At 62.3% G+C, this 6,785-nt stretch carries 9 protein-coding genes; all 9 read right to left on the bottom strand.

The features are described 5' to 3' along the window. Positions 1-110: 110 nt before the first annotated feature. The 9 genes from hemW to rsmE all read right to left on the bottom strand — a co-directional run bounded on the left by hemW (position 111) and on the right by rsmE (position 6,682). Positions 111-1,241 (bottom strand): radical SAM family heme chaperone HemW, encoded by a 1,131-nt coding sequence (gene hemW / locus EIEH_RS04730; RefSeq protein WP_015869730.1) that lies wholly within the window; start codon positions 1,239-1,241, stop codon positions 111-113. After that, a complete protein-coding gene (locus EIEH_RS04725; protein WP_015869731.1) occupies positions 1,234-1,827 on the bottom strand; it encodes an XTP/dITP diphosphatase in 594 nt (197 codons plus the stop codon). Before EIEH_RS04725 ends, hemW begins: the two co-directional genes overlap by 8 nt. A gap of 81 nt (positions 1,828-1,908) precedes the next feature. Then, positions 1,909-2,199, bottom strand: coding sequence for a DUF167 family protein YggU (gene yggU, locus EIEH_RS04720; RefSeq protein WP_015869732.1), 291 nt, complete (start codon positions 2,197-2,199; stop codon positions 1,909-1,911). Beyond that, on the bottom strand, positions 2,196-2,750 hold the full coding sequence (locus EIEH_RS04715) for a YggT family protein (protein ID WP_015869733.1): 555 nt from the start codon (positions 2,748-2,750) through the stop codon (positions 2,196-2,198). Before EIEH_RS04715 ends, yggU begins: the two co-directional genes overlap by 4 nt. A 105-nt stretch (positions 2,751-2,855) precedes the next feature. Continuing rightward, positions 2,856-3,566 (bottom strand): YggS family pyridoxal phosphate-dependent enzyme, encoded by a 711-nt coding sequence (locus EIEH_RS04710; RefSeq protein ID WP_015869734.1) that lies wholly within the window; start codon positions 3,564-3,566, stop codon positions 2,856-2,858. A gap of 184 nt (positions 3,567-3,750) precedes the next feature. Next, positions 3,751-4,173: a Holliday junction resolvase RuvX gene (gene ruvX / locus EIEH_RS04705; RefSeq protein WP_015869735.1), complete on the bottom strand. Its 423-nt coding sequence runs from the start codon at positions 4,171-4,173 to the stop codon at positions 3,751-3,753. Continuing rightward, complete coding sequence (locus EIEH_RS04700) at positions 4,173-4,736, bottom strand: YqgE/AlgH family protein (RefSeq protein ID WP_035608864.1); 564 nt, start codon at positions 4,734-4,736, stop codon at positions 4,173-4,175. Before EIEH_RS04700 ends, ruvX begins: the two co-directional genes overlap by 1 nt. 230 nt (positions 4,737-4,966) lie before the next feature. Then, positions 4,967-5,917 (bottom strand): glutathione synthase, encoded by a 951-nt coding sequence (gshB, locus tag EIEH_RS04695; RefSeq protein WP_015869737.1) that lies wholly within the window; start codon positions 5,915-5,917, stop codon positions 4,967-4,969. Between the two features lie 33 nt (positions 5,918-5,950). Then, the gene (rsmE, locus tag EIEH_RS04690) at positions 5,951-6,682 is read right to left on the bottom strand and encodes a 16S rRNA (uracil(1498)-N(3))-methyltransferase (protein WP_015869738.1); all 732 of its coding nucleotides are present in this window, start codon (positions 6,680-6,682) and stop codon (positions 5,951-5,953) included. Positions 6,683-6,785: the final 103 nt, after the last annotated feature.

The raw sequence follows: 6,785 nt of genomic DNA, 5'->3' as shown, positions 1-6,785 counted from the left end.
TTAATCCCGGTAACATGGGCTACATCTATACGAAGGATATGTATATCCGCGCCCATTGAGGCCGAGTACCGCGCCCAGAAGGTGACGAGGGCGCCGGGGAGGGCGCGGGTTTAGAGGAACAGCTCCAGCAACGAGTTGAGGAACAGCTTGCCGTGGGGGGTGACCTGCCAGTGGCTGGGGGTCTCGCGGATGTAGCCCTGCGTCAGCGCCGCCTCCAGCTGCGGGCGAATCGTGGCCTGGTCCACGCCGGTATAGGCGCTGAAGTCGGCGCGCGGCGCCGGCTCCAGCAGGCGGAAGCGGTTCATGAAGAACTCAAACGGCCTCTCCGCCATGGCCACCTGCTGCCGTTGGTCCAGGTAGTTGCCCTGCATATAGCCGCGTGGGTGGCGGGTTTTTGCGTGCCGCTCAATGCGCCCGTCGGCGAAGGTCAGCTTGCCGTGTGCACCGCAGCCGATCCCCAGATAGTCGCCAAAGCGCCAGTAGTTGAGGTTGTGCTGACACTGGCGTCCCGGCAGGGCATAGGCGGAGGTTTCATACTGCTGGTAGCCTGACTCGCGCAGCAGGCGGTCGCCCTGCTCAAAGATCTCCCACAGCGCATCGTCGTCCGGCAGGCGCGGCGGGCGCGATCCGAACAGGGTGTTGGGCTCGATGGTGAGTTGATACCACGACAGGTGCGGTGGGTTCAGGGCGATGGCCTGGCGCAGATCGTCCAGCGCCTCCTCCCGGCTCTGCTGCGGCAGGCCGTGCATTAAGTCCAGATTAAAGCTGCGCAGCCCCAGCGTTCTGGCCAGCCGTGCGGCAGCGATAGCCTCCTGCGGGCCGTGAATGCGTCCCAGGCGCTGCAGTTTATCGGCGCTGAAGCTTTGCACCCCGATGGAGATACGGTTGACCCCGGCGCGCTGATAGGCACTGAAGCGTTCGGCCTCGACGGTACCCGGGTTGGCCTCCATGGTGATCTCGGCGTCAGCGGCCAGCGGCAGGCGGGCGCGTACGCCGTCCAGCAGGTGCTGCAGCGCCTCGCCGCTGAGCAGGCTGGGCGTTCCGCCGCCGATGAACAGGGTGCTGATGGTTCGCCCGGCGACCCGTGGCAGCTCCTGATCCAGATCGGCCAGCAGATGATCGACATAGGCCTGCTGGGGTATTTCGCCCTTCTGCGCATGGGAGTTAAAGTCGCAGTAGGGGCATTTCTGTACGCACCATGGGATGTGGATATACAGGCTCAGCGGTGGCAGTTTAAGCATGACGTATCCGATCCAGCAGTTGCTGTAGGGCCTGGCCACGGTGGGAAATGGTGCGTTTTTGCTCCCGGCTCAGCTGTGCTGCGGTACAGCCCTGCGCCGGGACGAAGAAGATGGGATCATAGCCAAAGCCGCCGTCGCCGCTGGGTGCATCGGCGATCTCGCCCTCCCAGACGCCGTGGCAGACCAACGGGGTTGGGTCGTCGGCATGGCGCAGGTAGACCAGTACGCAGTGGAAGCGGGCCTGGCGCTGATCGGCGGGCACATCCTGAAGGGCGGCCAACAGTTTCTCCATATTGGTGCGATCGCTGGCATCTTCCCCGGCGTAACGGGCGGAGTAGATCCCCGGCGCCCCGCCGAGGGCATCCACTGCCAGGCCTGAGTCGTCGGCGATCGCCGGCAGCCCGCTGAGGCGCGCGGCGTGGCGCGCCTTGAGAATGGCGTTTTCGATAAAGGTCAGCCCGGTCTCTTCGGCGCCGTCGATGCCCAGTGTGCTCTGGGCAACGATATCCAGGCCAAAATCGGTCAGCAGGGAGGCCAGCTCCCGGACTTTACCGGCGTTGCCGGTGGCGAGTACGACGTGTTGCATGATGTGGGTCCTATTGGGGACAACGGCAGGCCGTCGTGGCCTGCCGTTGTGTCGTGTCAGTGCGGGGCGAGTGCGTCCCGCTTATCCGAGCGCTGCCGCTACCGCGTCGGGGATCTGCTGCGGCTGGCTGATGCGCAGCTGTTTATGGCGTCCCAGCTCGCCCTTTTCCAGCGTGATGCGGCTTTTGGCGACGCGAAACTGTTTGGCGATGAATTTTAGCAGGTGGGCGTTAGCCTGACCATCGACCGGCGGGGCGGTGATGGCGACCTTCAGCTCATCGCCGTGCAGCCCAATGATGAGATCCCGGCTGGCCTTCGGCTGAATATACAGCCGCAGGATCCAGTCGTCGCCCTCCCGACTGACTGCACTCACAGCAGGAACCATAGCTGGCCGAACAGATCGATGCCCAGGTAGTTGAGCAGGTACAGTACCAGGATCACCACCATGGCGGAGAAATCCAGTCCGCCCATTGCCGGGATGATGCGACGGATCGGCGCCATCAGCGGCTCGCTCAGCTGGTAGAGGACATAGTCCATCGGGCTGCGCCCCTGGCTAATCCAGCTCATGATCGAACGGATGATGATCACCCAGAACACCAGATAACCGGCGGACTTGACCACCGATATCAGACCAAACAGCAGGTTATAGGGGCTGAGGGAGAGGGAGCCGCTCTGGATCAGCAGTAGCAGCGGGTATTTGACGGTCATCAGGATGAAGGCCAGCAGCAGCGAGGCGGAGTCGATCGGCCCCAGCGGCGGCAGAATGCGGCGCAGCGGCGCCACCACCGGCTGGGTCAGCTTCACGATAAACTGCGAAAGCGGGTTGTAGAAATCGCTGCGCGCCCACTGCATCCAGATGCGCAGCAGCAGCACCATCACATACAGATCGAGCAGCGTTTTGACCAAAAACGTCAGTGTTAGCATGAAAAGCCCTTTTTCCGTCGGTAGTAAAGCTTACCCGCCCGCGATCTGGCACCGGGGGTAAGTAAAAAGCGCTGCCAGCGGCAGCCGTGGGTAGTCGCGCCGCGCTTAGGCCGTGCCGTAGTCGCGGGCGCCGAAAATGGCGGTACCGATGCGTACCAGGGTACTGCCGGCCGTAATGGCGGCCTCCATATCATGGGTCATCCCCAACGACAAGGTATCCAGCTGGGGATAGCGCCGCTGCAGGGCAGACAGCGCCTGCGCCATGCGGGTACAGACCGCTAGCTGGCGGGCCGGATCGTCCTCCGGCGCCGGAATGGCCATCAGGCCGCGCAGGCGCAGGCGGGGTAGCTGACTGATGGCGTCGGCCAGCGCATCGATCTGCTCCAGCGTGATGCCGGACTTGCTCTGCTCATCGCTGATATTCACTTGAATCAATACGTTAAGCGGCTTAAGCTGCGCCGGACGCTGTTCGTTTAACCGCTGGGCAATTTTCACACGATCGACGGTGTGGATCCAATCAAAATGCTCGGCCACCGGGCGGCTTTTGTTAGACTGCAGCGGCCCGATAAAGTGCCACTCCAGCGCGTCGCCCTGCGGCTGCTGGCGGTAGTGCTGGATTTTACTGACGCCCTCCTGCACATAGTTTTCGCCAAAGGCGCGCTGCCCAGCGGCGATAGCGGCATCGATGTCCTCAATGGGCTTGGTCTTGCTGACGGCCAGCAGGGTAATGTCCCGCGGGTGGCGCCCGCACTGTTCTGCCGCGCGGGCAATGTGCTGACGGACCGCGTCAAGATTGTGTTTGATGGTGGTGTTCATGAACCCTCGTCCCGCTGGGGTGGGAAAACGGGCCGGTCACGGCATGACCGGCCACCTTGCCGTGTAGTGTAAAGCAAAACGGTATTGCACTGTACCTGCTGTGGTGAGTACCGCTGAATACGATATGGGGGCGGCCGGAGCAGAGTCAATCCCCACCTCCGGCGGCAGCGCGGGGCCGCCCGGCTCAGCGGTACTGATTTTCGAACCAGCTCTCCAAAATCAGGGCGGCAGAGGCGGCGTCGACGCGGCCTTTCTCCAGCGCGCGATAGCCGCCGCCGGCAAACAGGTGGGCACGGGCCTCCACTGTGCTCAGACGCTCATCCTGCAGCGCTATCTGTACCCCAAAGCGGCCATGCAGGCGGTTGGCAAACTTGCGGGCCTGTTGGGTCAGGGGCTGTTCGCTGCCGTCCATGTTCAGCGGCAGGCCGACCACCACCAGATCCGGCTGCCATTCACGCAGTACTTTCTCTATCTGCTGCCAGTCGGGGACGCCGTCGTTGGCCTTGAAGGATTGCAACGGGCGGGCGCTGCCGGTCAGCTCCTGCCCGATGGCGCAGCCGATGCTGCGGGTGCCGAAGTCGAAGGCGAGAATAGTACGGGGATTCATCAGGCGTGTCCTGCGTTACAAGGCATATTACGGATATCGACCCCCAGCTTTTTCGCCGCGCCAATCCAGCGCTCGGCCAGCGGGGTGTGAAATAGGATCTGACTGTCGGCCTCTACCGTGAGCCAGGTATTGTCCAGCAGTTCTTGCTCCAGCTGCCCTTTGCTCCAGCTGCAGTAGCCCAGGGTAACCAGAATCTCCTGCGGTTGGCGGTCGGTGCCCAGGGTCTCCAGCACATCGCGCGAGGTGGTAAGCATACAGCCCGGGCCAATGTCGGCGCTGGAGCCAAAGGTATCCGTCGGGCTGTGCAGGACAAAACCGCGATCCTCCGCCAGCGGACCGCCGGCCAGCACCGGCTTGTCCAGGCGGATAGTGGCGTCGCGCGGGGAGGGGGTAATGTCGAGCTTTTCCAGCAGGCTGGACAGCGTGAGCTGCTCCAGGGGTTTATTGATGATCATGCCCATGGCGCCATCCTCATTGTGTTCGCACACATAGATGACGGTGCGTTTAAAGCGACTGTCCTGCATGGCGGGCATAGCAATCAGAAAATGGTGCACTAGTTTCATGGTGATATTTTCAACTCGCTGTTTTTGTAGGTATCAGTATGCGAATTTTTCCCGCTCAAGTCACGGGGGATGCGGCGGCTATGCGACGTTGCGTATGTCTTGGCCGTCGGTTCGCCCTGGTGGTAGCGGTGCCGGTGATGCAAGAGGCGACGGTGTGCCGGAAAAGCGGGGGGATGATAATGCGGGGCTCGCGGATGCGCGGCCCCGCCGGTCGGCGGATGCCGTGGGGATCAGCGGGCAGCCAGACGCGCCTCGATGGCGTCCATCAGCATGCCGGTGATGGAGACCGGAAAGGCGGCCTCGATCTCGCGGGCACAGGTCGGGCTGGTGACGTTGATCTCGGTCAGACGGTCGCCAATGATATCGAGGCCGACGAAGATCAGCCCCTTCTCTTTGAGCATTGGGGCGACCTTACGTGCGATGGCCCAGTCGCTCTCGCTCAGGGGGCGCGCCTCGCCGCGGCCGCCGGCCGCCAGGTTGCCGCGGGTTTCGCCGCTTTTGGGAATGCGGGCCAGGCAGTAGGGTACCGGTTCGCCGTCGACCACCAGAACGCGCTTGTCGCCGTCGACGATCGCTGGCAGGTAGTTCTGCGCCATACAGAAGCGTTTACCGTGCTCGGTGAGGGTTTCGATGATCACTGACAGGTTGGGATCATCCTGCTGGATGCGGAAGATGGAGGCGCCACCCATGCCGTCCAGTGGCTTGAGGATTATGTCGCCGTGGCGGGCGTGAAAGTCGCGCAGGTGCGCGGCGCTGCGGGTGACCAGGGTATCCGGCGTCAGGTCGGCGAACCAGGCGGTAAACAGCTTTTCATTGCAGTCGCGCAGGCTTTGCGGCTTGTTGACGATCAGCGTACCGCGGGCCTCCGCGCGCTCCAGAATGTAGGTGGCGTAGATAAACTCGGTGTCGAACGGCGGGTCCTTACGCATCAGGATCACGTCGAGATCGGCCAGGGCAATATCCTGTTCGCCGTCGAAGCGGTACCAGCTGGTCTTGTCATCGCTGACGCTGAGCAGGCGGGTCTGCGCGCGCGCCTCTCCCTGCTGCAGATAGAGATCGGACATTTCCATGTAATGCAGCTGGTAGTCCCGATGCTGGGCCTCCAGCAGCATGGCAAAACTGGTGTCTTTCTTGATGTTAATGGATGCGATGGGATCCATTACAATACCGAGCTTAATCATACAATTCTCCTGTCTTCCTCCATGGATTCTGCCTCAGCCCAAATCGCCGAAGCGGACCTGAAGTGCGGTGATGGCGGTTAGCGCCGTCGTCTCGGTGCGCAGTACGCGCGGCCCCAATAGGATATCAGTAAAGCGGTGATTGGCAGTCATGGCAATCTCGTCTGCCGACAGGCCGCCCTCCGGGCCTATCAGCAGGCGGATACGGTGTTGCGGTAGGGGCAGGGTGTTGATGCTGGCACTGGCGCGCGGGTGAAGGTTGAGACGCAGACCATCATCCGGCTCGGCGCACCATGCTTCCAGCGTCATTATCGGACGGATCTGGGGAATGCGGTTGCGCCCGCACTGCTCGCAGGCGGCGATGGCGATTTTCTGCCATTGCTGCTGTTTTTTGGCCATCCGCTCGGCGTCCAGACGCACTCCACAGCGTTCGGAGATCAGCGGCGTAATCACGCTGACCCCCAGCTCAATCGACTTCTGGATGGTAAACTCCATCTTTTCACCGCGCGACATCACCTGGCCCAGATGCAGGTGCAGCGGTGATTCACTGTCCTCTTCCCGCACGCCATCAAGGCGCACGCGCACGTTTTTTTTATCTGCGCTGACTATCTCGGCATCGAAGACCCGGTTACTGCCATCGAACAGCTGCAGGGCCTGGCCGGGTCCCATGCGCAGTACCCGACCAACGTGGTTGGCGGCATCGTCGCACAGGCTGACTTCGCCGGGAATGCTCAGGGGCTGTGGGTGGTAAATACGGGGAATGCGCATGCAGGATCCTCAGACAGGGTAAAAAAAGGCGTGCGGGGCACGCCGATGGGAACTGGATGCGATTATATACCTGTCACCGGCTCTGTGGCAGCCAGCCGTGAGC

It is taken from the genome of Edwardsiella ictaluri ATCC 33202, from assembly GCF_000264785.1.
GTDB classification, from domain to species: Bacteria; Pseudomonadota; Gammaproteobacteria; order Enterobacterales; family Enterobacteriaceae; genus Edwardsiella; species Edwardsiella ictaluri.
This window is presented reverse-complemented; position numbering and strand designations above follow the sequence as displayed.